Raw genomic sequence first — 25,254 nt, forward strand, 5'->3', positions numbered from 1 at the left:
TTACGGATAAAATTGCAGACCAATTATGTTGATTGGCCCACGATGCTCTTGATGATTTCAATGCCTTTCTTGATTTCCTCGGGCGGGGAACTGCCAAATCCAAGAACAATGCCACTTTGCTTTAGCTTGTTCAGGGCGTAGCGCCCTAGAGGAGATGTCACCACCCCGGCGGATCTGGTTTCGGCCACCAGGAAATCCTCGGTCAGGGAAGGCGCCAGCAGCCCCACGGCGTGAAATCCGCTCTTTGTGGGCTGCACATCAATCTTGCCTGCCAAACATGATGCCGCGCTGATCAGGGCATCATGACGCTCCTTGTAGAGTTGCCGCATCATCCGGATGTGAGTGGCGAACATGCCTTCATCCATGAAGTCGGCCGTGATTGCCTGGGTCGCTGTCGAGACGCCGCTTAGCCACGCCGAGCAAATATGGTTGAAGCTCTCGACAAGCCCCCTGGGGGCCAGGACAAAGCCGAGGCGAAGGCTCGGAAACAGGGATTTGGAGAAGGTGCCGACATAAATAACCCGTTCCTGGGTGTCGATGCTCTTCAAGGTCGGCGGTGGTTGTTCGCCATAGTAGAATTCACCGTCGTAGTCGTCCTCCACGATCATTGCATCTGCGTCGTGGGCTGCCTGTAGTAAGGCAAGCCGGCGTTCCAGGCTCATCACGTGACCCAACGGCTGCTGGTGTGAGGGGGTGACGAAAGCCAGCCTGAAATGGGGAGCTTTTTTCAAGCCATCGTCGACACAAAGACCTTCTTTATCGACCTTGATCGGTACCAGGTTTGCGCCGGTTGAGATGAAAGCATTGCGGGCACCGATTGCGCCCGGATTTTCAAACCAGACAGGTTCACCTGGATTGACCAGGAGTGAGCTGATCAGCGAGAAACCCTGCTGAGCGCCGTTGACGATGAAGATTTGCTCCGGGTCGCATTTAATGCCTCGCGAGGCATTCAGCTGGCGCGCAATGGCAGCGCGAAGCGGCGGAAACCCGAAGGGCTCGCCATAGCCTGTGACCTGATCGCGTTCGCGCCGCCAATGTCTGGCTGACAATCTTGCCCATTGAGCCATGGGAAAGGCATCGAGAGCGGGAAGGGCGGTCGTGAACGCCAGGGATTTGTGCGGCAGTCTGGTGCGCGGTGCAAAATCTGGTGTTGCATGTTTTGCTGCGTGTGAAAGACGCGGCTCGGCGATGGCGCGGATCTTACCTAGCGACGCGGATCCTGGTTTGTGCCGGACTTTCAGGGCGTCGCTGACAAATGTCCCTGCACCAACACGCGATTCCACCAGACCTTCAGAGATCAGACGGTCAACGGCGTCAATCACAGTGGTCCGGGAAACGCCGACCTCTTCGGCCAGGGTTCTGGTCGCAGGCAAACGCTCGCCCGGCATCAGTCCGCCCGCCAGCAGCAGCTCGCGCAATGCCATATAGAGTTGTACGGAAATGCGCCTGCTGGAGGTTTTGTCGATCCGGATGGATGACAACAGGACGCCGGCATGATGCTTCATCGGACCCTTTCAATTGGTATGAAGGTTTGCGCAAAACGGACCTTAACTCAAGTCCAATAATGACTATTTTAGCGTCAAGCTGCCAAGCGATTGCGCAGGCGGTACAAAAATTACAAAGGTCTGATCGGTCCATGAAGATCCAATCCATCGAGACGTTCACAGATGAGTTCGTGTGCTTTGTCCGTGTGACGACAGACACTGGTGCGCAGGGCTGGGGGCAGGTCGCGCCCTATTGTGCCGACATCACCGCGGAGGTTGTTCACCGCCAGGTTGCGCCTTACGCCCTGGGACAGGACGCCTACGACATTGCCCATCTGATGGACATGATTCCCGACAGGGAGCACAAGTTTCCAGGGGCCTATTTGCGCCGTGCGATGGGGGGGCTGGATACAGCGCTGTTTGATCTGCGTGGAAAGATTGAAGGCAAACCGGTCTGCGAATTGCTCGGCGGAACGCCAGGAAAAGTAAGGGCCTACGCGTCTTCCATGAAACGCGATATCACACCGCAAGACGAGGCGGATCGTCTGAAGAAAGAGCAGGATGCATTCGGCTTTACGGCATTCAAATTCCGCATCGGCGCCGAATGTGGGCGCGATCATGACGAGTGGCCTGGGCGGACTGAAGAAATTGTACCTACGATGCGCAAGGCTTTTTCGGATGACGTCGCTCTGCTCGTTGATGCGAACTCCTGCTACTCGCCAGCCAAAGCAATTGCTGTGGGAAGGTTCCTGCAAGACAATGGTATTTCCCACTACGAGGAGCCTTGCCCCTATTGGCATTATGATCAGACCAGGCAGGTGACTGATGCGTTGGAGATCGATATCACCGGCGGCGAGCAGGATTGCTCACTGGTGGATTGGCAACGCATGATCGATGACCGCGTCGTCGATGTGATCCAGCCCGATATCTGTTATCTCGGGGGCATGGTGCGGACCATGAAGGTTGCCGAAATGGCGCATCAGGCTGGATTGCCGTGTACGCCACATGCCGCCAATCTCTCGATGGTGACGCTGTTCACGATGCATCTTTTGCGGGCCATCCCAAACGCTGGGAAATACCTGGAATTCTCAATTGAGAAAGAAGACTATTATCCTTGGCAATATGGTCTTTTTGCCTCTTCTCCCTTTGATATTGTTGACGGGAATGCGGTGGTTACCGATGCACCTGGATGGGGTGTCGAGATCAACACGTCGTGGCTGGAAAAGTCCCGCTACAAGATCAGCGAATTGGAAGCCTGACCATGAAGAGTGTTGCCGAGCTGACTGCCGAATACCTAGAAACTGGAACCCTTGAAGGACTTCCGAACGGCCACTTTATTGACGGTGCTTTCTCACGTCCCGATCACAATGGTTCGATGGAAAGTTTTGATCCGGGGTCGGCAAAGGCATTTGCCAGTTTCGCGGCAGGGACCGCAGGGGATGTTGATGATGCGGTCGCCAGTTCACGCAAGGCCTTCGAGACATCCTGGCGTGACGTTCTGCCGGTCGAACGGGCGCGGATCCTGCTCAGGGCATCTCAGCTTATCCTTGAAAACATCGATCGGCTCGCGATCGTTGAATGTCTCGACAGCGGCAAGCCTTTGAACGAGGCGATGGGCGATGTTCGCGGCGCGGCGAGAACATTCGAGTACTATGCCGGCGCCTGCGATAAGCTTCAGGGCGACAGCTTCCCGCTCGGGCCAGACTATCTTGGCTATTCCATTCATGAGCCGGTCGGTGTCACCGCCCATATCATCCCCTGGAATTTCCCCATTTCGACGGCTGCGCGTGGCTTTGCACCGGCTTTGGCTGCAGGTTGCGCCGTTGTCGCAAAACCTGCCGAACAAACGCCGTTCACAGCCCTGATGTTGGCAGAGGTGCTGTCTCAGGCAGGGCTGCCTGATGGTCTTTGCAATGTTCTGACCGGAACAGGTCAGGAGGTCGGCGCTCCGCTGACGCGCCACACGGGTGTGGATCACATTACCTTCACCGGCTCGGTCCTCACGGGAAGCTCGGTGATGAAGACAGCGGCTGATGACATCACCCGTGTTGTCCTGGAACTTGGCGGCAAATCGCCTGTCGTGGTGATGAAGGATTGCGATCAGGACAAGGCTGTGGCCGGGGTTCTGGGCGCGATCTACGAACACGCCGGGCAGATCTGTTCAGCTGGGTCCCGCTTGATCATCGACAAGGCTATTCACGAAGAGTTCCTGGAAGAGCTTGTCGCCAAGACCAAGGCTCTGAGCCTGGGGCATGGATTGCGCGATCCGAACGTCGGCCCGGTGAACTCCGCCCAGCATCTGGACAAAATCGAGGGCTTTCTGGATCGTGCCAAGGCACGCGGGCTGAACATTGTGGCAGGCGGCAATGTCACGGTTGATCCTGAGACGGGCGCCGGTTGGTTCTTTGAACCGACGATTGTTGATGGCGTTGATCAGGCGGATGAGCTTGCACAGGAAGAGGTTTTCGGACCGGTACTGACGGTTCAGGTCGCAGACGATGCCGATCATGCGGTGGAATTGGCGAATGACTGTCAATACGGTCTGGTGGCGGGGATCTTCACCAGGGACTTTTCCGCAGCTCACCAGATGGCCCGAAAAATTGACGCCGGCCAGATCTACATCAACGAGTATTTTGCAGGCGGCGTTGAGGTTCCTTTCGGGGGCAACAAGAAATCCGGCTTTGGCCGCGAAAAAGGCATCGAGGGCCTCAAGAGCTACTGCAAGACCAAGAGCGTTGCCGCCAAAATTTCCCGAGACGATATCAACGAGAGAACCACATGATCGACTTGAAAGCCTTCGCAAGCCTTGCCTCGACAGAGCTGGGAGTCTTTGCCGACAAGCCAACGACTTTGACCAAGGGTCAGCAGGAAGCTTCAAGTATACTTTGGGCGTCGGACGATGGCGCAACCAAGATTGGCGTTTGGGAGTGTACGCCTGGCCGCTTTACTGCTGACCGGACGGCTGCCGGGGAATACTGTCATATCATCTCTGGGCGGGCTTCCGTCTCCAATGCAGATGGCAGTGGCTCCCGGGACATTGGGCCGGGTGATCTGCTGGTGTTACCGCAGGGCTGGACCGGCGAATGGGTGATCCACGAGCATATGCGCAAGCTGTTCGTTATCAGCGCGACTGACAAAGCCTGATGTGACGTCAATTGCTGGTTTGCGCTGGAGCACGGCCACATGGCGTCTGTGAACTGACAGGTTCTCTCCCACCTGGAATCGCAGTCTTGCCAGCGTCCCTGACCACATATTTACCTAACCGGTTTGTCTTTATTTGAGTGGAACGGCACGGACGTGGCTTGATGTGCTTGGCAAAGCAGCGCGAATTTGGTTTTGTGCTTCAATGGCTTTGCGTGAGTGTTACAAACCGGCATGAACCGTTCCGAACAGATTTGTGCGGCCCTGCGGACCGCAATCCTTGAGCGCGCCCTTCTTCCGGGCATGAAGTTGCCCGAAGATGCCCTTGGTGAGCGTTTTGGGGCGAGCCGAACGATCGTGCGACAGGCCCTGGAACGGCTGGCGGCCGAGGGACTGGTGGAACTGCGTCGCAATCGCGGGGCGGTGGTGGCAACGCCCAGCCTGGAAGAGGCAAGGGATCTCTTTGATCTGAGATGCCAGATCGAGGATTTGGTGGTGTCGCGGCTGATTGCGAACTTTGGCCCCAGGCACCTTGAGGCCCTTGAGAGTCATCTGGCAAAGGAAATCGAGGCAGAGCATGGCCCCGAGCCGGTTTCGATCCGACTGGCGACCGAGTTTCACATTTTATTGGCACAGCTCACCGAAAGCCCGGTGCTGATCCGGTATGTGGAGGACGTCGGCTATCGCTGCGGCCTGACGTTGGCGCTTTACTCCAGGCCGCATTCGACAGACTGCGGCATCCATGAACATCGCGAGATCATTGATGCCTTGAAAAGGGGCGATCAGATGCGTGCCCGCGATCTGATGCGGCATCACCTTGGCGCCGTGGCCGAAAGGGCCCTGCTCAAGGATGAGGCCGAAGGGCAGGGCACGATCTATCTGGACGCACTTGAACCCTACGCCAAGGGGGTCCGCGAAAACGGCTAGTTGCGCATGGACATCGAGGCCTGGTCAGGCCTCGATGTCCATGCGAATGAGAATCCGTTCGGCGCTGTCGTTCCAAACGTCCATCTTCACGATCTTGCCGTTTCGAACCTCAAACCGGTCTATGTAACGGTTGCCTTCAAAAGACGTGCCGTCAGGCCATTCGCCATAGAGTGTGCCGACGGAGTAGACCACCGTTCCTTCAGGTCCGCTGGCAACGTCAAAGCGGTCCATCTTCTTTTTCACCCAGCTGTAGCGCATCGCGTTGAAGCCTGTGGGCCCCGAGGGATGGGTAAATTTGCGCCCGCCCGTAAATGTAATGTCCACATCATCGGCCACGAAGGTCGCCGCGAGCTCCGGATCCGGCTTCATGGAGGCATCAAGGTAATCACGAACGATCTGTGCTTCTACGGGCAAGGGGGCTGTTTCAGAAGGGATGTGCATGGGGTGATCCTTTTCAGAGGCTTGTATCAGCCCTGACTATAGAAACTGCGACCGAACTCGCATGCTCAAATTGCATGCAATTTTTGCATGCAATTTAATCGTAAAATTGTCGGCAAACCTCGAACTGAAATGCACTTTCATTTAAATGATTGAAATATAATAATAAAATATCTTGGCATCGAGTTTGCTTCGGTCGACGCATTCGGACAGGCGTTCCGGACGTCCAGAGGAGTAATTCATGCAAACTTCCCGATTTCTTTCCCAAGTAACCCGCCGTGCCCTGATGTCAGGCGTTGTTGGCCTGGCAGTGGCCACCAGTCTGCCGGCCTTTGCAGCCGACACGGTGAAGATCGGCCTTGTCGCCGCGCTCAGCGGTCAGTCTGCAAAGTCGGGCCAGGCGATCACTCGAGGTCTCACCATTGCGATTGATGAAATCAACGCAAAGGGCGGTGTCCTTGGCAAACCGATCGAGCTGGTTAGCCGCGATGACGAAAGCAATCCCGGCAAAGGCCTGGTCGCCGCACGCGAGCTGGTGCAGCGCGAGGGCGTTGCGGCCATGATCGGAGGTCTGGATACGCCAGTGTCCTTCGCGATCGTTCCGTTTGCCAATCAGGCGAAGGTTCCCTTTGTGGGGCCTTGGGCTGCCGGCACCGGCATCACCAAGAACGGCGCGGAAGAAAACTACATCTTCCGCGTGTCTGCCGTTGATGAATATGTCGATGAGGCCATCACCGAGTATCTCGTGGCCAATCACGCCGTGAAGAAGCCGGGCATGATCCTCATCAACAACCCTTGGGGAGAGTCCAACGAAAAGGGCCTGACCAAGGCGCTTGAGAAGCGTGGCATGGAAACGGCAGGGATCGAAAAGTTCGAGTCCAATGATGTCGACGTCGTTCCGCAGCTCACGCGGTTGAAGGAAAATGGTGCGGATTCTCTCTTCGTGGTCGCAAACGTTGCGCCAACGGCACAGGTGATCAAATCGCTTGATCGCATGGGCTGGGATGTGCCGCTTGCGTCCCATTGGGGCCCATCGGGTGGTCGTTTCACCGAATTGGCTGGAAAGAGCGGCGAGAAGCTGCACTTCATCCAGACCTACCTGTTCGTCGAAGGTGATGCGAAGGGGGAAGCCATGTTTGCCAGACTGCAAGAGGCTTTTCCGGAAATCAAAACCATGGCCGATGTGACCCCGGCAACCGGTATCGCAAATTCCTACGACGCGATGATATTGCTCGCGGCTGCGATCGAAAAGGCCGGTTCGACTGATGGCCCAGCCATTCGGCAGGCAATGTACGAGATCGAAAACATCGAAGGCTTGATCAAGACCTACACCGATCCGTTCTCGCCGGAAGACCAGGACGCAATCGGTCCTGAAGATTACCTCTTCGCACATTTCGTTGAAGGTCAGATCATTCCTGTCAAGTGATCCAGGACATCGGCTCCCGCCCGCCCGCCGGGCGGGAGCCCTTTTGCACAGACTTAAAGACTTCATCGCTCGCCAAAGCGCGCAGGAAACACCCATGACCTTATTGATTGCCGCCCTGGTGACCGGGATCGGACTTGGAAGCATGTATGGCTTGATTGCCCTCGGCTTTCAGATCACCTACTCGGTTTCGCAGACAGTGAATTTTGCCCAGGGAAGCGTCGTCATGCTCGGCGCGGTCCTTGGCTACGTTTTCATCGAACGGCTCGGATTGAACTGGCTGATTGCCTATCCGCTGGCGATACTGTGTTGCGGTGGCTTCGGCATGATTGTTGAGATCCTGCTGGTGCGGCCTTTTGTCGAGCGGAACTCTGAAGCCTGGTTGATGGCGACGGTGGCCGGCGGCATCTTTCTTGATAACGCGGTGCTTTTCACTTTTGGCAACGAGCCGCGAACGCTTGCTTCGAGCCTCACACAGTCGACGTGGCAGTTCGCCGGTACCGGGATCTATCCGCAGCAGATCCTGGTTCCCATCGCCGCAGTGGGCGTAGCACTTGCCCTGCATTTCCTGTTTCGCAAGACCCTGCAGGGCCGTGCCCTGCTTGCGGTTGTTCAAAACGTTCAGGCCGCGCGGCTGATGGGCATCAACACGACAGCCATGGTGTCTGGTTCCTTTGCGCTCTCGGCGATGCTTGCAGGCGGGGCGGGGCTTCTGATTGCGCCCTTGCTATCGGTTCACTCCGACATGGGCACGTTGTTTGGACTCAAGGCATTCGCGGTCGCGATCCTGGGCGGCATGACCTCTGCATCCGGAGTGATGCTCGCGGGCTTCCTCTTCGGGCTGGTGGAGGCGCTTGTGACCTCCTATCTCGGCTCGTCTTCCACCTACATCGTCGTCTTTGCGCTCGTGATCCTGGCGCTCACCTGGAAGCCGGACGGATTGTTCGGGCGACCAGCGGTCAAGAAGGTCTGAGAAAACAAGATGCAATATCTCATTTCCCGTACGGGGCTGGACCTCTTGATTCTCGCGCTGACGGTCGGCGGGCTTGTGCTCACGTTCGCCAGCGGCGGCTACATTCAATTCGTCATGGGCCTGGTTGCACTGACGACCGTACTTTGCGTTGGGCTGAATGTTCTCTACGGGCTGACAGGTCTGGTGTCGCTCGGACAGGTTGGCTTCTTCGCCATCGGTGCTTATGCCACCGGGGTTCTGCTGCTCAATGATGTCAGTTTCTGGATTGCCTTGCCCGCTGCAGCAGTTGCCGCCGGCATTACCGGCTGCCTGCTTGCGATCCCCGCAGTCCGTATGGCCGGGCCATTTCTGGCGATGGTGACGATCGCCTTTGCATTCATCGTCGAACATGGTGCGGTCGAATGGCGTGCGGTGACGGGTGGCCAGAACGGTTTGACGGGTTTTCAGATGCCCATGATCGGTGGATACACCCTGTCTGAAACGGACCTTGTGCTGTTCAGCATCTGTCTCGCAGGCCTGTCGCTTTATCTGTATCGCCGCTTGTCCGATAGCGGCTGGGGCATGGCTATGACGGGCATGCGTGATGCGGAGACTGCCGCTTCATCCCTCGGATACAGACCCTTCGTGGTGAAGTCGACCGCATTTGCGATTGCTGCGGCCATGGCAGGTGTCGCGGGCGGACTGTTCACGCCGCTGATGATGTTTATTGCGCCGAGCAATTTCCCATTTTCGCAATCAATCCTTTTTCTTTTTGCGGTCCTGATTGGCGGTGCAGGGAGTGTTCTCGGGCCATTGGCAGGCGCGCTTGTGACAGTTCTTTTGCCCGAATTCCTGTCGGGACTGGCCGAGTACCGGCTGTTGTTTTTCGGCGGCTTGCTTGTCGGCGTTCTTTTGATCGCACCGCGCGGACTCGTGGGGTCGATCGCAGCCTTTTTGCCACGGCCATCGCGCGCGATAAAACCCAGTCCGGCAACGGACATCGAAGCGCTGCTGGCAGGCTATCCCAAGCCGGACAAGCTCGAGATCCAGGGGCTCGGCATTTCATTTGGCGGCGTGCGCGCAGTGGACGGTGTCAGCCTGTCCCTGCCGTCCGGTGCGGTGACTTCAATCATCGGGCCGAATGGGGCGGGAAAGACGACAATCCTCAATATGATCAGTGGCTTCTACAAGCCAACGGATGGGGACATCACCTTGTCCGGCAAATCACTTGCCGGGCTGCCTGCCTTTGAGGCGGCACGCAGCGGGATCGCACGCACCTATCAGACGACAAAACTGTTCGAGAACATGAGCGTCGTTGCCAATGTGATCTCCGGATTGTCCAGAGGCAGGCTCGGCCAGCCTCTCGGGCAGATCGAGTCCCCGGAAAATCTCGAGCTCGCGGCCGGGCTCCTGCGGTATTGCGGCTATCTGGGAGATCTGGACAAGCGTGCAGGCGATCTTCCTCACGTTGACCGCCGCCTTGTCGAGATTGCACGGGCACTCGCCATGAAACCGGGCATTCTGTTGCTGGATGAGCCTGCCGCCGGATTGATGCGGGCCGACAAGGACCAGCTCGCCGTCATCCTTCGCAAGATCGCGGACCTTGGGCTGGCGGTCGTGTTGGTCGAGCATGACATGGAGCTGGTGATGGGCATTTCAGACCGGATCCAGGCCGTAGATGCGGGCAAACCGATTGCCTTCGGCACGCCCTCCGAAATCCAGGAGAACGAGATCGTCATCGCTGCCTATTTGGGTGATGGATCCGCGCCAGCTTTGCCGCGCAAAGATCTCCTCGAAACAGTGGAAACGCCTGTTCTGTCGACCTTGAAACTGACCGCTGGCTATGGGGCTGCACCAGTCCTCAAGGATGTGACACTCAAGGTACGTCCGGGAGAAATGGTGGCTCTTCTTGGCGCCAACGGAGCAGGCAAATCCACCTTCCTGTCCGCAGTGTCGGGTCTTCACCGCCCGGTAGACGGTAGCATCATCCTGAAGGACGAGCCCGTTCATGCGCTTGCTCCTCATGACCTGGTTGCACGCGGCCTGGTTCTGGTTCCCGAAGGACGGCAGGTGTTTCCCGAACTGACGGTCCTCGAGAACATCGAACTCGGCGCTTACAAACGGCAGCGGGATATGTCGGGCGATGAAGTCGAGGCTTTGCTCGAGCGGTTTCCGAGGCTGAAGGATCGGCTGCACAGTCGGGCAGGGCTTCTTTCAGGCGGCGAGCAGCAGATGATGGCCATTGCCCGTGGTCTCATGGCACGCCCGAGTGTGCTTTTGCTGGATGAGCCGTCTCTTGGCTTGGCTCCGGCGATGATCAATGAGCTTTACGCAATCCTTGGGGAGTTGCGTGATGAGGGAACCACCATCCTGCTGGTCGATCAGATGGCCTCGCTTGCGCTTTCGGTGGCTGACTATGGCTACGTTCTCGAGCAGGGTCGTATCGTCATGGAAGGGCCTGCCAACGATCTGATCTCCGATGAAAGGCTCACGGCAGCCTATCTGGGTGGCGGAGAGGACGTTTCCATGCAGGAGGCGGCGCGATGAGCGATCTGATCATCCGCAATGTCAGAACGCCGGAAACCGAGGGGCTTGTCGACCTTCTGATCGTCGGCAACCGGATTGAGGAAATAGGGGCTGGTCTGGTCGCCGAAGCGACCGAACGAGACGGGAACGGCGCTCTGCTCGTTGCGGGATTTGTGGAGAGCCATATCCACCTCGACAAGGCCTGTATTCTCGATCGCTGTCACAATGAAACAGGAACGCTCGAGGGGGCAATCGCGTCGGTTGGTTCGGCCAAACGAAATTTCACCGCCGATGACGTCTATGACAGGGGCAAGCAGGTTCTGGACAAGGCGATTGTCCAGGGAACAAATGCGATGCGCACCCACGTGGAAATCGACCCGGGGATTGGACTTGCCGGTTTCCATGCGGTCGTGGCGTTGAAAAGGGACTATGCCTGGGCGGTCGATCTGCAGATTTGCGTTTTTCCGCAGGAAGGTTTGACCAACTATCCTGGAACGCAAGAGCTTTTGGAGGACGCACTCGGCTGCGGAGGCGATCTTCTGGGCGGCTGCCCTTATACTGACAGCGATCCGAACGCGCAGATTTCCATCCTGTTCGAGATGGCAGCAAGACATGATGTGGATCTTGATTTCCATCTCGATTTCGATCTCGACCCGAGTTGGCGTCATCTGGACGAAATCGCCCGCAAGACGATTGCGCATGGCTGGCAGGGACGGGTGGCGATCGGCCATGTGACGAAGTTGTCAGCGCTTCCGCACGCAGAACTCATGGAGGTGGTTTCACTGCTCAAGGATGCGGGAGTTGCGCTGACGGTTTTGCCCGCGACGGATCTGTTTCTGATGGGGCGAGGTGAAGACCATCTGGTGCCACGCGGTGTGGCACCGGCACAGATCTTTCACGAGCATGGTGTCTGCTGCACCGTGGCGACAAACAACGTGCTGAATCCCTTCACGCCTTACGGTGATTGCTCGCTTCCCCGGATTGCCAATCTCTTTGCCAACGTTCAACAGCTCAGCACGGAAAGCGAGCTTCAGGCCTGTTTTGACATGGTTTCCGATATTCCCAGAAGATTGATCAATCAGTCACGCCGGATTGCGGTTGGTGAGGCGGCTACCTTTGTTGCTCTTCCGGCGCTGACCGGAGGACAGGCCGTCGCCGAAATCGCAAGGCCGTTGTGGGGCTTCAAGGATGGTAAAATGACCTTTGAACAGGCGCCGTCCAAGCTTTTTGAACCCGGTTAAGTTGTCTGGGCTGATCTTAGTCAGGCCGCTCGATCATGCTGACGTGGGCTGCAACCACCTTCCAGCCATCCGGCGTGCGCACCCAGGTCTGCATTTGTCGCCCGACCTTGGTGGGGGCGCTGGGCTTGATGTAGTGCGTTGAGGCAGTGGCGAAGTCTCTGCCATAAGTGGTGATCTCGACCCGCTCCAGTGTCCGGGCAAGATCCACATTCGGGCGGCCTGAGCGAAAGGCTGCAATTTCATCATAGCCATAGAGGTTCTCGCCGCCGCCATAGCGGATGGTCGTCGGCGCATTGAAGAATAGCCGGTCCAGCGTCTCGACATCATTCGAGACAAGCGCCGTCTCATACTCATGAAACATGGTGGTGACTTCTGCCTGGACCTCCGGAATGTTGATTTCCAGCGCAGCGCCGGTAAGGGCATCTGTGTCGCTCATCAAGTTTGCTCCTGCTTGCGGGCCTGGATCTGGCCCCTGAGCGTTTCGAGAAAGGGAATGTCGCGGTACTGATCCGGCTGGACCGCGTCCCAGGCGACGCCAGTTGGCTGTGGGTAGGGTGTCCGGGTCTCGATGAGTTCAAGCTCCGTCGCGATGGCGTGAAGGGCGCTGTCATGGCCCATCATGACAAGGCTGCTGTCGTCCACGACCTGGGACGAATGCACGGTCGTTGTGATCAAAGTGTCCGCTTTGAGTTTGCCGAGTTCGCGAAAGATGCCGAGTTCAAGATCGGCGAAACCGCCACCCTTGCCGGTGCGTCCGCCATTGCGGCTGACGGCAACACAGCCGACCACGACAAAATCGAGCGGTTCCATGTCGATAAATTCGACAGGCTCTCCGTGCTCAACGAAGCCCTGAGAGGTTGCGGCAAGCTCGAACTGGATGCCTGCCCTCTCAAGGGCCTCAGGATCAAGGCGCACGAAGGGGTAGGGCTTCAGCAGCTCGGGGACAGGCGCATAGACAATCTTGCCGTCATAAAGGGCCCTGAGACGCACAGGTATCTGGGGCGGGTCCGGATTGCATTTGACGGTTCGTGCTGCTTTCCACTGGGGGAGCTGAGCCAGGTTCAGCGCTGCCTGGTCGGCACCGACGAAATTCGGGATACGACTGTCGACAGGCCCGACGTTGACGCCGCCCGACACCAGGCCGGACCAGATCTGGTTCCTGATTTCATCCTTGCTTTCGTTTCGTCCTGACCAACGTGCCGTTTCCATGGTGCTATCCACCTTCCTGGTTCAAAGTGCTGCGACCGGCGCCTTGGCGACGCCGATGTCTTGCAGATGGTGCGCCACGCGCAGGGCCAGATCTTCGCGCCAGGCCGATGAAGGAGAATGGCTGTGTGAACAGGCCAATGTTGGGCCTGGCTGGAATGACTTGACCGTCGAGAGTGATTGTCTTGGTGCCAGACGGCAGAGCGGCAAAAGGCGTCGTGGGAGTCAGTATGATGTCGAGGTTTTCGAACATCTCGCTCATCATGGCGCGGAACCAGCTGCGGAAGCGATGGGCCTGTTGCACCCAAAGCGCAGGGATCATCGTTCCGGCCAGGAAGCGGTCGCGTGTGTCGGGGTCGAAATCGTCTGGTCTGGACCTGATCCGGTCGAAATGGAGATTTGCACCTTCGCTGGCGGTAATCACATAGGCTGCAGCACGGGCACGAGCAGCTTCAGGGATCTCGACCTCACGGCTTGCGCCAACAGCTGCTGCAGCAGCATCGAGGGCGGCCAGCGCCTCGGGTTCGGCATTGCTTCGGAAATAGCCTCCCGCTGTGGCAATTCTCAAGCCGTCGATGCCGTTCTTGAGCTCTGTCGTCGTTGCCAGAAACGGCTTGTCGGCTTGCGCGGGGTCCATTGGGTCCGGCCCTTGCAGGACATCGAAGACCAGCGCGAGATCGCGGGCGGAGCGCGTTATGGGGCCCAGATGATCAAGGCTTCCCACGAAGGGAAAGGTGCCGTGCCTGGACAGGCGGCCATAGGTTGGCTTCAGGCCGAACAATCCGCAAAATGAGGAGGGGACCCGAATGGAGCCATTAGTGTCTGATCCGAGCGAAATGGGCACCATGCCGCTGGCGACCGACGAACCTGAGCCGCTGGAAGAGCCGCCCGCCATGCGGTTCGTGTCATGCGGATTTAGGCAGTTTCCGTCATGGACGTTTTCCCCCGTAAAGTCATAGGCATACTCGCCCATGTTCAAGCTGCCTGTCAGGATAGCTCCCGCCGATTTCAGCCGTGAAACCAGAAATGCGTCGGCAGCGGCAGGTGGATTGTCGCGGTTGATTTTTGAGCCCGCGCACGTGGTTATTCCTTCGATGTCGAACAGGTTCTTGACCGCGAAGGGCACTCCGGCAAGAGGAAGATAGGCGCCGGCTGCGACCTGCCGATCTACCTCTTGTGCGTCGCGCAGTGCCTTTGTCTCGGTCACGTCGGTAAAGGCGCCAAGCGTAGAGTTTAGCTGCTTGATGCGATCAAGACTGGAAGAGATCACATCCGCGGCGGTGAGATCTGTGTCCTTGACCGAGCCTGCGATTGTGGTGGCATCTGCGTGAATGCTGTCAAAGCTGCTCATGGCACAAACACCGGGGCTGCTTCTTCGGTGTCATCGAGCGGAAAGGACAAAAGCAGGTCCGCCGCTTTTTTTGTCGCCGTGATGTGGGCTTCCACCTCAGGGCGCCAGTCACTTTCGATGGTCAACTCATTCAGTGCCTGCATATGAGTGACATACGCTTTTGCGTCGAAAATCTCGCTCATGCAATCTGTCCTTCGAATTGGCTTTGAACCGCGTTTTGCAGCGCGCCGAGACGCGCTGTCCAACCGACAATGCCGCCCTGGGCGCGTATCATCTCGAGTGCGGCGGTTTTGAAATGGGGGAAATAGCTCTCGGTCGCTTCCTCGATCAGAAGACAATTGTAGCCACGGTCATTCGCCTCGCGCATGGTGCTTTGAACGCAGACCTCAGTGGTGACCCCGGCAAAGACAAGGCTTTTGATGTCAAGCTCATTCAAGCGTTCGCCGAGAGCCGTCGCATAGAAGGCGCCCTTGCCGGGTTTGTCGATCACGATCTCTCCGTCAATCGGCGCGCAATCTGCAATGATTTCCGCACCTGGTTCGCCCTTGATCAGGATACGGCCCATCGGACCGGGGTCACCGATGCGCAGGCTGGGTGCGCCGCGATCGCGCTTGGCGGGAGGGCAATCGCTCAGATCGGGCGAGTGACACTCGCGGGTATGGATGACCGGCCAGGACTGGGCGCGAAACAGAGCCAGAAGGTCCTTTGTCGGAGCTATCGCCCGCTGCATGTGGCTGACGTCATTGCCCAGGGTTTCGCCGAACCCGCCCGGCTCGATGAAATCCCTCTGCATGTCGATGACGATCAATGCCACCTCGCCAGGCTCGAAGTCGAAGAAGAAGGGCTCTGCCTTTACGGAAATCATGCGTGTTGACCTGCCATCGCGTGGCCGACTGTTGCCCGGTTTGTCTCGGCAATCGGCGAGGAATAGGTGATACGGCCCTCCGACATGACGGCAACAGTATCGGAGAGTTCCAGAATCTCATCCAAGTCTTCGGATACGAGCAAGACAGCGGCGCCCTTGTTTCGCTGGTCCATGATCTGGGCCCGGATTTCCGCGACAGAGGCAAAGTCGAGCCCGAAACAGGGATTGGCGACAATCAGAATGTCGACTGTGCCTGATAGCTCACGGGCAAGGATTGCCCGCTGGACGTTGCCGCCGGATAGGTTTTCGATCGGTTCGTCGGGCGTTGGTGTCTTGACCCGATAGGCCGCGATCAATTCCCGCGCGCGCTCACGCATGGGCGGAGGCGAGAGCCAGCCCTTAAATGGCGATATGGGTGACTTGTCGAAGGTGCGAAACGCCATGTTCTCCGCGACGCTCATGCGCGGCACGGCGGCATTTCTCAAGGGTTCCTCCGAAAAGCCGAAGACCTTGAACTGGTCCATATGCTGCCGGGTTGGCTCGTAGGGTTGCTTGTCGATGAAGATCCGGCCGTCACTCGGGATCCGCTGGCCGGACAGGACCTCGATGAGTTCTGACTGCCCATTGCCCGAGACACCGGCGATGCCAAGTATCTCACCCTTGTGAACCTTCAGACTGACCGCCTCAATGGCAGGTGCTTCCTCGTTATTTTCGGCGAACAGGCCGGCCAGTTCGAGCTTGAGCGACTTTTCGCTTATCTGACTTCGCGCAGCCCGCTCCCTGATTTGGGTCTCTCCGATCATCATGGTGCTCATGTCGGCCACCGAGATCTCGCCAACCTTGCCGCCGCCGATCATCTTGCCCTGACGCAGCACTGTCACTTCGTCCGCGTAGCTGGTCACTTCCCGGAACTTATGGGTGATCATCAGGACGGTCAGTTCACCGGCCTTGGTCATGTCCCGGACAAGGCCGAGAACCTCATCAGCTTCATCTGGTGTCAGCACGGATGTCGGCTCATCTAGGATGAGAAAACGTTGATCTAGATAGAGCTGCTTCAGGATCTCCAGCTTTTGTTTTTCACCGGCCGAGAGTGAGGATACGGGAACATCGAGCGGAACCTGGAAGGGTGTGGTCTCGAGAAAGTCTGAAAGAGCCTGGCGTTCCTTGCGCCAGTCGATCACTCGCGGGGCGTCTGCTCTTGAAATGACGAGGTTCTCGGCAGCAGTGAGCGAGGGAACCAGCGTGAAATGCTGGTAGACCATGCCGATGCCGAGCGAATGGGCCGCGCGTGGACTGGCGACAATCTCCTCCTTGCCGTTGACCAGAAGCGTGCCGCGGGTCGGCTGATAGAAGCCCATCACACATTTGACCAGGGTGGACTTGCCGGCGCCATTTTCGCCGAGAAGGGCATGAAATGATCCAGGCTCGACCCGAATGGAGACATCATCAAGGGCCGTAAGACTGCCAAAGACCTTGGTCATGCCAAGCGTTTCGATGCCAATGGCTCTTGAAGGGGTCGCCTGTTGATGCGCAAGCGAGGTCATGCGGTTGCCTTCCCGGTGACCGTGCCAAGGCCTTCAAGAAAGGTGTTGCTGTCGGCGACCGCGCCAAATACGCCGCCCTGCATGGTGACCATCTTGAGAGCAGCGTCGTGATTGCCTGGATCGGTCGCGCCGCAGCAGTCGGAGAGGATCAGACACTCAAAGCCCCGATCGTTTGCCTCGCGCATGGTTGTGTGAACGCAGACGTCCGTCGTGATCCCGGTCAGGACGAGGTTTTCGATGCCGCGCGTGCGCAGGAGAAGCTCGAGATCTGTTGCACAGAAGGATCCCTTGCCAGGTTTGTCGATGATTGGTTCGCCCGACTCTGGTGCAAGTTCGGGAATGATCTCCCACCCCGGTTCCCCGCGCACCAGAATCTTGCCGCAGGGGCCAGGATCTCCGATGCCCGCCCCAATGCGCTGCGAGCGCCAGCGCTTGTTGTCCGGCAGGTCGGCCAGATCGGGCCGGTGTCCCTCGCGCGTGTGTATGACGTGAAAGCCAGCCGCGCGCATTGCCGCCATCACCTTCCTGATCGGCTCGATCGGCGCGCGGGTGAACGAAATGTCATACCCCATGCTGTCGACGTAGCCGCCAGGCCCGCAGAAATCTGTCTGCATGTCGATGACCACCAGCGCGGTGTTTTCCGGTCTCAGGTCGCCGTTGTATGGCCAGGGATAGGGCGTCGCTGCGACGGGGCCTTCGATGGCCCATTGCTGCTGATCTTCTGCAAGGCTCATGTTGGATTACTCCGCAGCATCTTTGTGGGCGTTATCGCCAAAACGTCTCGTTGGCTCTTCGAAGCCGCAGGAGGTTCCGTCCGTATGGATGACATCGTCTTCCCAGGGCAGCTTGTAGGTTCCGGCAGCAAGGTCGGTCATGTAGGAATAGGGACAATCCTGAGCCCCGCCCTTGACGGCGACGTAGCCACGGTGGCCGAACTGGTAGATGTTGTTCTCCACGCCCCAGTTGATCCGCGCTTCTCGAACCAGGTCTGGGCGTACTTCGGCCGTGATAATTTCGTTGGGACGGCCGCTGGTGCCATGGGCGATGATTGTGCCATCGAAATTGACGATCATGCCTTCGCCCATTGAATCGAAGGTACCATCTGTTCCGCACATGCAAACATTTGCGGTGACCATGAGGTTACAGAAGGCGTTGGACTGGTTGGTGAATTTCCAGCTTTCCCGGATCGGCGCAGTGTAGCCCGCTGTGCGGATCATGATCTCCGCGCCCTTGTAGGCACATTCGCGCGCCATCTCGGGGAACATCCCGTCGTGACAGATGATCAGGGCGATCTTTGAGCCCTTGGGGCCCTCTATGACCGGGATGCCTTGATCGCCCGGTTCCCAGGGTTCGACCGGCACCCATGGGTGCATCTTGCGATAGTAGAGTTTCAGCTCGCCGGTGTTGTCGATGATCAGGCCCGAGTTATAGGGCATGCCGCCGGGATTCAGCTCCATGATGGAGAAGCAGCCCCAGATATCATTGTCCACACAGGCCTTCTTGAACGCGGCGACTTCTGGCCCGTCGAGGCGGCACATGATGTCGGGATTGATGTCCATTGACAGGCCATGGAGGGCATATTCCGGGAAGACCACCAGATCCATCGTCGGCATATTGCGTCGGGCCTTGGCCACCATGTCGACGATGACCTGGGTCTGGTTCGCCAGGTCGATTTCGGTTTCCACCGTCGGCAGCTGGAGCTGAACCATACCGAGAACCACGCCATTGGGCGATTTGTTGAGACCTCCAAGTCCGTTCATGTTGTGGCTCCTTATTTGGTGATGGACAGTTCGCCGGGCGCGCCTTTGAGCGACCGTTTCGGCGAGGTGCTGACGATCATGATCAAAAGCGTGAGGATGTAGGGTGCGGCGTTGAAGAAGTGATAGCCACGCGAAATGCCGATCGACTGGAGGGCCGGTCCAAGGGCACCGGCAGCCCCGAACAGCAGTGCTGCCCAGAAGCAGTAGATCGGATTCCATCTCGCGAAGATCACAATGGCGACGGCCATGAGCCCCTGACCGGAAGAGAGACCCTCGGTCCAGCTGCCTGGATAGTAGAGTGAAAGAAACGATCCGCCGATGCCGGCCAAAAAGCCTCCTGCAGTCGTCGCCAGCAGGCGCACCTGATTGACGTTGATGCCGAGGGCGAGCGCCGCTGGCGCACTGTCACCGGTGGTTCGCAGGACAAGCCCGTAGCGTGTGTTCTTCAAAGCCCACCACAGGAGAACGGCAAGGCCGACACCCAGCAGGAACAGCGGATTGATTTCAAGCGCCTGCCGGATGCCGGGGTGATCGCTCCAGCCTCCAAGGGACAGGGCGGGAAGACGCGGGGCCGAAGGCTGGATGTAGGCTTTGCCAAAGAAGAAGGCGAGACCGGTGCCGAACAGCATCATCGCGATGCCGATGGCGATGTCGTTGACCTTTGGCAGCTTGCACAGGTAGCCGTGGAGAGCGCCAAACAGGGAGCCTGCAAACCCGGCCACAAGGACACCAAGCCAGGGGGACCCGGTGTGATATGAAATCGCGTAGCCGGACATGGCGCCAAAGACGAGGGTTCCTTCGAGGCCAAGATTGATGCGGCCCGATTTCTCGGTCAGCATCTCGCCGAGACTGACGAAAAGAAACGGCGTGGAGACCCGGATCGCGCCGGCAAACATGGCCAGCAGGACTGTCATCAGCCCGGTGTCGTCACCCATCACTGTGCTCCTTTTGAACGAAAGAACGGCAGACGCCCGTAGAATGTCTCGGAGACCAGGAGCACCAGAAAGATAAGGCCCTGAAGCAGCAGCACGGTCGCGTCGGGCAAATCCATTCGCCGTTGGACAAGTCCTCCTGACGCTGCAATGCCACCCAGGAAAATCGCGACGGGAACAATGACAAGCGGGTTATGCCGGGCGAGAAAAGACACGAGAATGCCGGTGAAACCGTAACCGGCAATCAGGGAGGCGTTGGCCTTGCCGTGGATAGCGGCGACCTCGAAGAAACCGGCAAGCCCTGCGCAGGCGCCTGCGATCGCACAAGAAATCACCATCAATTTGCCCACGGGAAGCCCCTGGGCCTGTGCTGCGCGCAGGTTTCCGCCCGCGATCTGTGCGGCGAAACCAAAGGTCGTCCGGTTCATCAGCAGATAGAGGAGACCGCAGAGGAGAATGCCGACAAGCAGTCCCCAGTGGACGTCGGTGCCGGGAATGAGACCAACCATGTTTTCTGCGCCAATCGGCGCCGTGGAGGGCTTGTTCGGGTCAGAGGGGTCACGAAGCGCGCCCTCGACGAAAAAGTTCAGGATCGAGACTGCGATATAGAACATCAGCAAGGATGCGATGGTTTCATTCACGCCTCTGAAATGGCGCAGGGCACCGACGCATCCGATCCAGGCGCCGCCAGCGATCATGGCCGCAAAGAGCATGACTGTGAGTAGGACATAGGACGGGACGGCCCCTATCAGGGGGATCGCGATGGCGCCGGCAGCGAAGCCGCCAAGAACAAGGGCTCCTTCGCCGCCGATGATGACCAGCCCCAGACGCGCGGGGATAGCCACACAGAGTGCTGTGAACACGAGGGGGGCCGATCGTGCGAGCGTGTTTTGCCAGGAGAAGCTTGTGCCGAAACCGCCGCGCCAGACCAGGGAAAAGAAGTCAACGGGAGACTTGCCGAGGGTAAACAGGAAGACCGAGAACAATATTGCCGAGACGATCAAGGCGAGGATCGGCATGACGACGTATTCCGAGGAACGCCGGACCCTTTCCAGGCTTTCGCTCAGGCGATCCTTCTCCGCTGTCATCGGCAATGTCTCGGTCGTATCGGCCATTCTTAGTCCTGCTGGCATTTCGAATTTTGTGGCGGTTTGCATAAAGGCGTGCTGCCTCTCCGGAGCTGGGTCACCATGCAGGTGGAACGCCCAGCTCCGGAGGATTTCAGGTCAGGTGAACCGTCAGGTGATTGAGCCGATGACGCCTTCAACCAGGAAGTCGGTCTGATCGAGCGATGGCTCGTAGTTGTCGAGGCTTGCACCAGCAGCCAGCAACGGCGTTCCATCCTGCTTGTTGATCGGTCCGGTAAAAATCGGCTTTCCGGCTTTCACATCGGCGCGTGCTGCGTCTGCTGCCGCAATGGCGGCTTCGCTGGCGCCTGCGCCATATGGCGTGCTGCGAACGAAGTCGACATCAAAGCCGCCGCCTGTAAAGTTTGGCAGGGCCGTGTCTTCGGCAAGATCTGCGGCAAACTTCTTGTAGATGGTCTCCCACTTGTACTCGGCGCCGGTGATGAAGCCATTGGGGGCGAGCGGAGCCTGTGAGGCGTTGTGGCCACAGCACTTGACGCCACGGGCCTCAGCCGTCTCAATCACGACTTTCGGGCCATCCACATGACAGGTGAGAACATCGCAACCCGCCTCGACGAGCGCGTTTGCAGCTTCTGCTTCACGAACAGGCATGGACCATTCACCCGTGAAGATGACCTGAACGGTCGCATCCGGGTTGACCTTACGGGCGCCCAAAAGGAACGAGTTGATGTTGCGAAGGACCGTTCCGATCGGCTTGGCTGCGACGAAGCCAAGCTTGTTGGTCGTGGTCGACAGGCCGGCGGCCACGCCATCAACGTAGTGAGCCTGATCGAGGTAGCCGAAATAGCTGCCTGCGTTCTTGGGGTCTGCGTCTGTCCAGAGAGGTGCGGCATGACGGAATTCAACATCCGGATACTTGGCAGCTGCATCCAGAACAAAGGGCTTGTAGTAGCCGAATGAGGTTGCGAAAATCATATTCGCGCCGTCGAGGTTGATCATGGATTCCATCGACTTTTGAACGGCGATGGTTTCGGGGACGCTTTCTTCTTCGACGACGGTGACGCCCGGGACTTCCTTCAGGGCGGCGGCGGCAACCGCATGTGCCTGGTTCCAGCCAAAGTCGTCACGCGGGCCGACGTAGACAATGCCGACAGTCAGGTCGCTGGCAAAGGCGGACTTGGCGATGCCGGCGGCGGAAAGGCCAAGGATGCCGGCTGCAGAATTTTGCAGCAGCGACCGGCGGTTGAGTTGGAATTTTGACATGTTCAGACTCCCATATCAGTGCGGGTTGGAGCGGGCGTCCTGCCCAAGCTTGACCTCGTACTTTCATCAGCAACCGGCATGCCAAGTGCGCCATCTGCGCCAGCAGATGGTCTAAAAGGCTGCCGAACGGACGATTTCGGGAACGAGATCGGTTTGCGAGCTGCGAGAGGGCAGCCCGAAGGTCGATAAGGTGCTAAAAAGCCACCAGTCTTACCGGTGGTGAGTAGAATTTGTGCAGCTGGTCTCATCAGCGGATTTCCTCGCTCGCAGCTGCCTTGACCGGTTCATAGCTGGCATCGAGGCGCATGCGCAGATAATCGGCGCCACTGACCGGCGGGTATTTCGCCGGTTTATCCGAACTCTGACAGGTCGGCAGACAGGCGACCTCGGCGTCCGGATTGGGGTCCAGGAAAAAGGCGATGGAGTAACGCTCCTTGCCGCCCGTGTTGACCACCCGGTGAGGTGTCGAAACGTAGATGTCATTGGTCCACCGCATCAGGCAATCGCCGATGTTGCAGACGAATGCACCCTCGATGGTCGGGGCTTTCAGCCAGACGCCGTCACGGCGCTGGACCTCGAGGCCGCCGACGGCATCGGGCAGCAGGATCGTGATGTTGCCGTAGTCGGTGTGCGTACCGGCGCCGATCTGCCCGGCATCCGCATCATCAGGCTGTGGCGGATAATGCAGCAGACGGAGCGTTGCCAATGGAGCGTCGAGTTTGTCTTCGAAGAAGGTCTGCTCGATGCCAAGATCAAGGGCAATGGCCTTGTGCAGAGTGCGGCCAAGGTCCCAGACCGCATTGAAGTAGCTTAGAACCGTGTCCTTCCAACCGGGCAGCTCAGGCCAGAGATTGACGGCCCGAAAGGGCTCTCCGGCCAGGATGCGGGGGTCGTCGGCGCTCAGATCGAGGCCGATGTTATAGGCTTCCTTGAGGTCCGAGGGCTTCGTCGGATCGAGGTTTTCACCCTTCATCGGCACGTAGCCACGATTGGTCTTGAAGAAGTTCCGGCTCAAGGTGGCTTTGGCATCTGTGGGTTGAGCGAAAAGCGTGTGGGCGGCTGAGAAGGTCGCGTCGATCAGTTCAGCCTCGACGCCGTGGTTGCGGACGTAGAAAAAACCGGTTTCCCGCGCGGCCTTTCCCAGTTCGCTTGCAACTTGTTGCAAGCCCTCCGGTGTGCCGGCAAAAGCCGGTGCCAAATCAATCACTGGGAGCTCAAGTTCGCTCATCGTTTTCCGTTCTGCCTATTGACCCGGAGCGGTCTATTCCGCTGCTGCAACGGGTTGTGTTTGTCCAAGCGTACCGATGTAGGTGCGCCAGCTCTTCAGGTGCGTGATGTTCTCGGCTCCATCGGTTCCGGCGGCTTCGCAAATGAAGCCCTGAACCGATCGACCATCGGCCAGGTCGACTGTTCCCAGTCCAAGTGGCCTGGGAATGCTTGCAAGAAAACTGCCAACCTCGCTCAGGGGGAGCGCCCAGATTTCAAGGTCTATTTCTCCGCCAGACCCGTCTTTGCCGCGCACGAGGCCAGGTCGCTTTGGCGGACCTCCCGCCAGCGCGTAGAACGAATAGGCGTTGCTGGTGGTGGTCGTTTCGAGAAAGCGTGCGCCGCGGGACGTGAGCTCATGATTGAGTGCCATGCCCGACATGTGGGCGCCGCAGACCGCCAGAGCGAGTTCATTTGTCGTCGGCCCGGGCATGTGATCTATCGATTTGGGCAAGGCCCAGTCCGTCGCACCCAGCGTGTGAGGCGCAGCTTGCTCAAGCTTTGATCCAAGAGCTGCGAGGAAGCCGTCACGCCCGGCGGGGGCGAGCAGTGTGACATTGCCGGGGCGGCCATCAGAGCGTGGTGCGACCGGGACCGCCAGACCGCACATGTCGAGCAGATTGACGAAGTTGGTATAGGTGCCGTTTCGCGAGTTGGGCCCAATCGGATCAGCTTCCAGATCCGCAACGGAATAGAAAGTCGGCATGGTCGGAACGCACAGCAGATCGACCGATTGCATCACGGGTTCTGTTTTGCGGGCCAGTTCCTTCAGCCGGTAAATCCCGCGAAAGGCGTCTGTTGCTGACAGTTTCAACGCTGCGCCTACGACCTGACGCGTCACGGGATGGACGACCTCCGGCGTATCGCGCATCAGGTCCTCAAGAACCGTGTGGCGCTCGGCAACCCAGGCGCCTTCGTAGAGCATATGCGCGACGTCATAGAATGGCGTGAAATCAACTTCGATGATTTCGGCGCCGTCGTCTTTCAAAAGCGCAATCGTTTCTGCGAAGGATTGAGCCTGGGCCTCATCACCAAAGAACTCGATCGACGCAGCATCCGGGATGCCAATGCGAAGTTTTGGCGGGACAGAGGAGAGAGGAGGCGCTGCGATGGCACGGGAATAGGCATCGGCCGCGTCAAAACCGGCTGCTGCCTGGTAGGCCGCGTAGGCATCTTCGACGGTCAGGGCGAAGATGGAGATGGTGTCGAGGCTTCGGCACGCCGGGACGACGCCGCTTGCAGACAATGCGCCAAGGGTTGGCTTGAGACCAACGATATTGTTGAGGGCCGCGGGAACGCGGCCGGAACCGGCGGTGTCTGTTCCAAGCGAAAAGCTGACTATGCCGTGGCCGACAGCGACAGCAGAGCCAGAAGAGGAACCGCCTGGAACCATGGCAGGGTCGACCGCATTCTTTGGCGGCTGGTAGGGGGACCTGACGCCAACCAGCCCGGTGGCAAACTGATCGAGATTGGTCTTGCCAATCAAAAGTGCCCCGGCCGCCTTCAGCTTGGCAACAACAAAGGCGTCCGTTTCAGCCAGGAATTCGTAAGCCGGACAGCCGGCAGTCGTCGGTTTTCCTGCGGCATCGATGTTGTCCTTGATCACGAAGGGAATGCCCCAGAGCGGCCTGGCCGGATCAAACGAACCCAGCGCGGCGGCTTCTTCGAGGAGTTCCGCCTTGTCGATCAAGTGTATGAAGATGCCGGGGTCGGCGATTTCTTCTATCCGGCGATAGACCTCTTCAACGACATCGCGCGCCGGCAACCCGTCCTGATAGGCGGTGTGCAGTGACGTGAGGGTGAAGGGAAGGTCAAACATCGAAATACCTCAAAATCTTCTTGTTGTT

22 protein-coding genes and 1 pseudogene are annotated in these 25,254 nt (G+C 58.4%); 8 read left to right on the forward strand and 15 right to left on the reverse strand.

The window, feature by feature from the left end; genetic code table 11:
* Nucleotides 1–23 precede the first annotated feature (23 nt).
* On the reverse strand, nucleotides 24–1,505 hold the full coding sequence (locus tag ABJZ52_RS19365; protein WP_348189882.1) for a PLP-dependent aminotransferase family protein: 1,482 nt from the start codon (nucleotides 1,503–1,505) through the stop codon (nucleotides 24–26).
* A gap of 131 nt (nucleotides 1,506–1,636) precedes the next feature.
* Between ABJZ52_RS19365 and ABJZ52_RS19370 the strand changes: the two genes are divergently transcribed.
* The 4 genes from ABJZ52_RS19370 to ABJZ52_RS19385 all read left to right on the forward strand — a co-directional run bounded on the left by ABJZ52_RS19370 (nucleotide 1,637) and on the right by ABJZ52_RS19385 (nucleotide 5,552).
* The gene (locus ABJZ52_RS19370) at nucleotides 1,637–2,743 is read left to right on the forward strand and encodes a mandelate racemase/muconate lactonizing enzyme family protein (RefSeq protein ID WP_348189880.1); all 1,107 of its coding nucleotides are present in this window, start codon (nucleotides 1,637–1,639) and stop codon (nucleotides 2,741–2,743) included.
* 2 nt (nucleotides 2,744–2,745) lie between these two features.
* Nucleotides 2,746–4,266 (forward strand): aldehyde dehydrogenase family protein, encoded by a 1,521-nt coding sequence (locus ABJZ52_RS19375; protein ID WP_348189878.1) that lies wholly within the window; start codon nucleotides 2,746–2,748, stop codon nucleotides 4,264–4,266.
* The gene (locus tag ABJZ52_RS19380; protein ID WP_348189876.1) at nucleotides 4,263–4,628 is read left to right on the forward strand and encodes a cupin domain-containing protein; all 366 of its coding nucleotides are present in this window, start codon (nucleotides 4,263–4,265) and stop codon (nucleotides 4,626–4,628) included. The genes ABJZ52_RS19375 and ABJZ52_RS19380 overlap by 4 nt, the downstream gene beginning before the upstream one ends.
* Nucleotides 4,629–4,859: 231 nt before the next feature.
* Nucleotides 4,860–5,552, forward strand: coding sequence for a GntR family transcriptional regulator (locus ABJZ52_RS19385; RefSeq protein WP_348189874.1), 693 nt, complete (start codon nucleotides 4,860–4,862; stop codon nucleotides 5,550–5,552).
* A gap of 24 nt (nucleotides 5,553–5,576) precedes the next feature.
* Here the strand turns inward: ABJZ52_RS19385 and ABJZ52_RS19390 are convergent, their stop codons facing one another.
* The gene (locus tag ABJZ52_RS19390; RefSeq protein WP_348189872.1) at nucleotides 5,577–5,993 is read right to left on the reverse strand and encodes a nuclear transport factor 2 family protein; all 417 of its coding nucleotides are present in this window, start codon (nucleotides 5,991–5,993) and stop codon (nucleotides 5,577–5,579) included.
* A gap of 238 nt (nucleotides 5,994–6,231) precedes the next feature.
* Between ABJZ52_RS19390 and ABJZ52_RS19395 the strand changes: the two genes are divergently transcribed.
* The 4 genes from ABJZ52_RS19395 (at nucleotide 6,232) to ABJZ52_RS19410 (ending at nucleotide 12,132) form a co-directional block, all read left to right on the forward strand.
* The gene (locus tag ABJZ52_RS19395) at nucleotides 6,232–7,416 is read left to right on the forward strand and encodes an ABC transporter substrate-binding protein (protein ID WP_348189870.1); all 1,185 of its coding nucleotides are present in this window, start codon (nucleotides 6,232–6,234) and stop codon (nucleotides 7,414–7,416) included.
* Nucleotides 7,417–7,510: 94 nt separating this feature from the next.
* A complete protein-coding gene (locus ABJZ52_RS19400) occupies nucleotides 7,511–8,386 on the forward strand; it encodes a branched-chain amino acid ABC transporter permease (RefSeq protein ID WP_348189868.1) in 876 nt (291 codons plus the stop codon).
* Between the two features lie 9 nt (nucleotides 8,387–8,395).
* Complete coding sequence (locus ABJZ52_RS19405) at nucleotides 8,396–10,912, forward strand: ATP-binding cassette domain-containing protein (protein ID WP_348189866.1); 2,517 nt, start codon at nucleotides 8,396–8,398, stop codon at nucleotides 10,910–10,912.
* Nucleotides 10,909–12,132, forward strand: a complete 1,224-nt coding sequence (locus tag ABJZ52_RS19410; RefSeq protein ID WP_348189864.1) for an amidohydrolase family protein — start codon at nucleotides 10,909–10,911, stop codon at nucleotides 12,130–12,132. The genes ABJZ52_RS19405 and ABJZ52_RS19410 overlap by 4 nt, the downstream gene beginning before the upstream one ends.
* Nucleotides 12,133–12,148: 16 nt before the next feature.
* Here the strand turns inward: ABJZ52_RS19410 and hpxZ are convergent, their stop codons facing one another.
* From hpxZ to atzF, 13 genes and pseudogenes are all read right to left on the reverse strand, one after another.
* Nucleotides 12,149–12,535 carry an oxalurate catabolism protein HpxZ gene (gene hpxZ / locus ABJZ52_RS19415; RefSeq protein ID WP_348189913.1) on the reverse strand — a complete coding sequence of 129 codons (387 nt, stop codon included), beginning with the start codon at nucleotides 12,533–12,535 and terminating at the stop codon, nucleotides 12,149–12,151.
* A 32-nt stretch (nucleotides 12,536–12,567) separates the two neighbouring features.
* Complete coding sequence (locus ABJZ52_RS19420) at nucleotides 12,568–13,341, reverse strand: 5-formyltetrahydrofolate cyclo-ligase (RefSeq protein WP_348189862.1); 774 nt, start codon at nucleotides 13,339–13,341, stop codon at nucleotides 12,568–12,570.
* A 21-nt stretch (nucleotides 13,342–13,362) separates the two neighbouring features.
* A pseudogene (locus ABJZ52_RS19425) lies at nucleotides 13,363–14,689 on the reverse strand (AtzE family amidohydrolase).
* Nucleotides 14,686–14,871 carry a DUF4089 domain-containing protein gene (locus ABJZ52_RS19430; RefSeq protein ID WP_348189860.1) on the reverse strand — a complete coding sequence of 62 codons (186 nt, stop codon included), beginning with the start codon at nucleotides 14,869–14,871 and terminating at the stop codon, nucleotides 14,686–14,688. The pseudogene ABJZ52_RS19425 and the gene ABJZ52_RS19430 overlap by 4 nt, the downstream one beginning before the upstream one ends.
* Nucleotides 14,868–15,554, reverse strand: coding sequence for an isochorismatase family cysteine hydrolase (locus ABJZ52_RS19435; protein WP_348189858.1), 687 nt, complete (start codon nucleotides 15,552–15,554; stop codon nucleotides 14,868–14,870). Before ABJZ52_RS19435 ends, ABJZ52_RS19430 begins: the two co-directional genes overlap by 4 nt.
* On the reverse strand, nucleotides 15,551–17,098 hold the full coding sequence (locus ABJZ52_RS19440) for an ABC transporter ATP-binding protein (protein ID WP_348189856.1): 1,548 nt from the start codon (nucleotides 17,096–17,098) through the stop codon (nucleotides 15,551–15,553). Before ABJZ52_RS19440 ends, ABJZ52_RS19435 begins: the two co-directional genes overlap by 4 nt.
* The gene (locus tag ABJZ52_RS19445) at nucleotides 17,095–17,832 is read right to left on the reverse strand and encodes an isochorismatase family cysteine hydrolase (protein ID WP_348189854.1); all 738 of its coding nucleotides are present in this window, start codon (nucleotides 17,830–17,832) and stop codon (nucleotides 17,095–17,097) included. The genes ABJZ52_RS19440 and ABJZ52_RS19445 overlap by 4 nt, the downstream gene beginning before the upstream one ends.
* A gap of 6 nt (nucleotides 17,833–17,838) precedes the next feature.
* Nucleotides 17,839–18,858: a formamidase gene (locus ABJZ52_RS19450; protein WP_348189852.1), complete on the reverse strand. Its 1,020-nt coding sequence runs from the start codon at nucleotides 18,856–18,858 to the stop codon at nucleotides 17,839–17,841.
* A gap of 11 nt (nucleotides 18,859–18,869) precedes the next feature.
* Entirely contained in the window at nucleotides 18,870–19,793 is a 924-nt protein-coding gene (locus ABJZ52_RS19455) for an ABC transporter permease (RefSeq protein ID WP_348189850.1), read from the reverse strand.
* Nucleotides 19,793–20,878 carry an ABC transporter permease gene (locus ABJZ52_RS19460; protein WP_348189911.1) on the reverse strand — a complete coding sequence of 362 codons (1,086 nt, stop codon included), beginning with the start codon at nucleotides 20,876–20,878 and terminating at the stop codon, nucleotides 19,793–19,795. The genes ABJZ52_RS19455 and ABJZ52_RS19460 overlap by 1 nt, the downstream gene beginning before the upstream one ends.
* Nucleotides 20,879–21,028: 150 nt before the next feature.
* Nucleotides 21,029–22,141, reverse strand: coding sequence for a BMP family ABC transporter substrate-binding protein (locus ABJZ52_RS19465; RefSeq protein ID WP_348189848.1), 1,113 nt, complete (start codon nucleotides 22,139–22,141; stop codon nucleotides 21,029–21,031).
* Nucleotides 22,142–22,388: 247 nt separating this feature from the next.
* Nucleotides 22,389–23,369 (reverse strand): 2-oxoglutarate and iron-dependent oxygenase domain-containing protein, encoded by a 981-nt coding sequence (locus ABJZ52_RS19470; RefSeq protein ID WP_348189846.1) that lies wholly within the window; start codon nucleotides 23,367–23,369, stop codon nucleotides 22,389–22,391.
* 33 nt (nucleotides 23,370–23,402) lie between these two features.
* Complete coding sequence (gene atzF / locus ABJZ52_RS19475) at nucleotides 23,403–25,226, reverse strand: allophanate hydrolase (protein WP_348189844.1); 1,824 nt, start codon at nucleotides 25,224–25,226, stop codon at nucleotides 23,403–23,405.
* Nucleotides 25,227–25,254 lie beyond the last annotated feature (28 nt).

The sequence above is a fragment of the Roseibium sp. genome, from assembly GCF_039982295.1.
In the GTDB taxonomy this organism is placed as follows: domain Bacteria; phylum Pseudomonadota; class Alphaproteobacteria; order Rhizobiales; family Stappiaceae; genus Roseibium.

Excerpts from the sequence above, each read along its gene's own strand:
- ABJZ52_RS19430 (WP_348189860.1), bottom strand. The coding sequence starts at position 14,871 with ATGAGCGAGATTTTCGACGCAAAAGCGTATGTCACTCATATGCAGGCA.
- ABJZ52_RS19460 (WP_348189911.1), bottom strand. The coding sequence starts at position 20,878 with ATGACAGCGGAGAAGGATCGCCTGAGCGAAAGCCTGGAAAGGGTCCGG.
- ABJZ52_RS19400 (WP_348189868.1), top strand. The coding sequence starts at position 7,511 with ATGACCTTATTGATTGCCGCCCTGGTGACCGGGATCGGACTTGGAAGC.
- ABJZ52_RS19385 (WP_348189874.1), top strand. The coding sequence starts at position 4,860 with ATGAACCGTTCCGAACAGATTTGTGCGGCCCTGCGGACCGCAATCCTT.
- ABJZ52_RS19440 (WP_348189856.1), bottom strand. The coding sequence starts at position 17,098 with ATGACCTCGCTTGCGCATCAACAGGCGACCCCTTCAAGAGCCATTGGC.
- atzF (WP_348189844.1), bottom strand. The coding sequence starts at position 25,226 with ATGTTTGACCTTCCCTTCACCCTCACGTCACTGCACACCGCCTATCAG.
- ABJZ52_RS19420 (WP_348189862.1), bottom strand. The coding sequence starts at position 13,341 with ATGGAAACGGCACGTTGGTCAGGACGAAACGAAAGCAAGGATGAAATC.
- ABJZ52_RS19370 (WP_348189880.1), top strand. The coding sequence starts at position 1,637 with ATGAAGATCCAATCCATCGAGACGTTCACAGATGAGTTCGTGTGCTTT.
- ABJZ52_RS19390 (WP_348189872.1), bottom strand. The coding sequence starts at position 5,993 with ATGCACATCCCTTCTGAAACAGCCCCCTTGCCCGTAGAAGCACAGATC.
- ABJZ52_RS19375 (WP_348189878.1), top strand. The coding sequence starts at position 2,746 with ATGAAGAGTGTTGCCGAGCTGACTGCCGAATACCTAGAAACTGGAACC.
- ABJZ52_RS19450 (WP_348189852.1), bottom strand. The coding sequence starts at position 18,858 with ATGAACGGACTTGGAGGTCTCAACAAATCGCCCAATGGCGTGGTTCTC.
- ABJZ52_RS19445 (WP_348189854.1), bottom strand. The coding sequence starts at position 17,832 with ATGAGCCTTGCAGAAGATCAGCAGCAATGGGCCATCGAAGGCCCCGTC.
- ABJZ52_RS19470 (WP_348189846.1), bottom strand. The coding sequence starts at position 23,369 with ATGAGCGAACTTGAGCTCCCAGTGATTGATTTGGCACCGGCTTTTGCC.
- ABJZ52_RS19435 (WP_348189858.1), bottom strand. The coding sequence starts at position 15,554 with ATGATTTCCGTAAAGGCAGAGCCCTTCTTCTTCGACTTCGAGCCTGGC.
- ABJZ52_RS19410 (WP_348189864.1), top strand. The coding sequence starts at position 10,909 with ATGAGCGATCTGATCATCCGCAATGTCAGAACGCCGGAAACCGAGGGG.
- ABJZ52_RS19465 (WP_348189848.1), bottom strand. The coding sequence starts at position 22,141 with ATGTCAAAATTCCAACTCAACCGCCGGTCGCTGCTGCAAAATTCTGCA.
- ABJZ52_RS19365 (WP_348189882.1), bottom strand. The coding sequence starts at position 1,505 with ATGAAGCATCATGCCGGCGTCCTGTTGTCATCCATCCGGATCGACAAA.
- ABJZ52_RS19380 (WP_348189876.1), top strand. The coding sequence starts at position 4,263 with ATGATCGACTTGAAAGCCTTCGCAAGCCTTGCCTCGACAGAGCTGGGA.
- ABJZ52_RS19405 (WP_348189866.1), top strand. The coding sequence starts at position 8,396 with ATGCAATATCTCATTTCCCGTACGGGGCTGGACCTCTTGATTCTCGCG.
- ABJZ52_RS19455 (WP_348189850.1), bottom strand. The coding sequence starts at position 19,793 with ATGGGTGACGACACCGGGCTGATGACAGTCCTGCTGGCCATGTTTGCC.
- ABJZ52_RS19395 (WP_348189870.1), top strand. The coding sequence starts at position 6,232 with ATGCAAACTTCCCGATTTCTTTCCCAAGTAACCCGCCGTGCCCTGATG.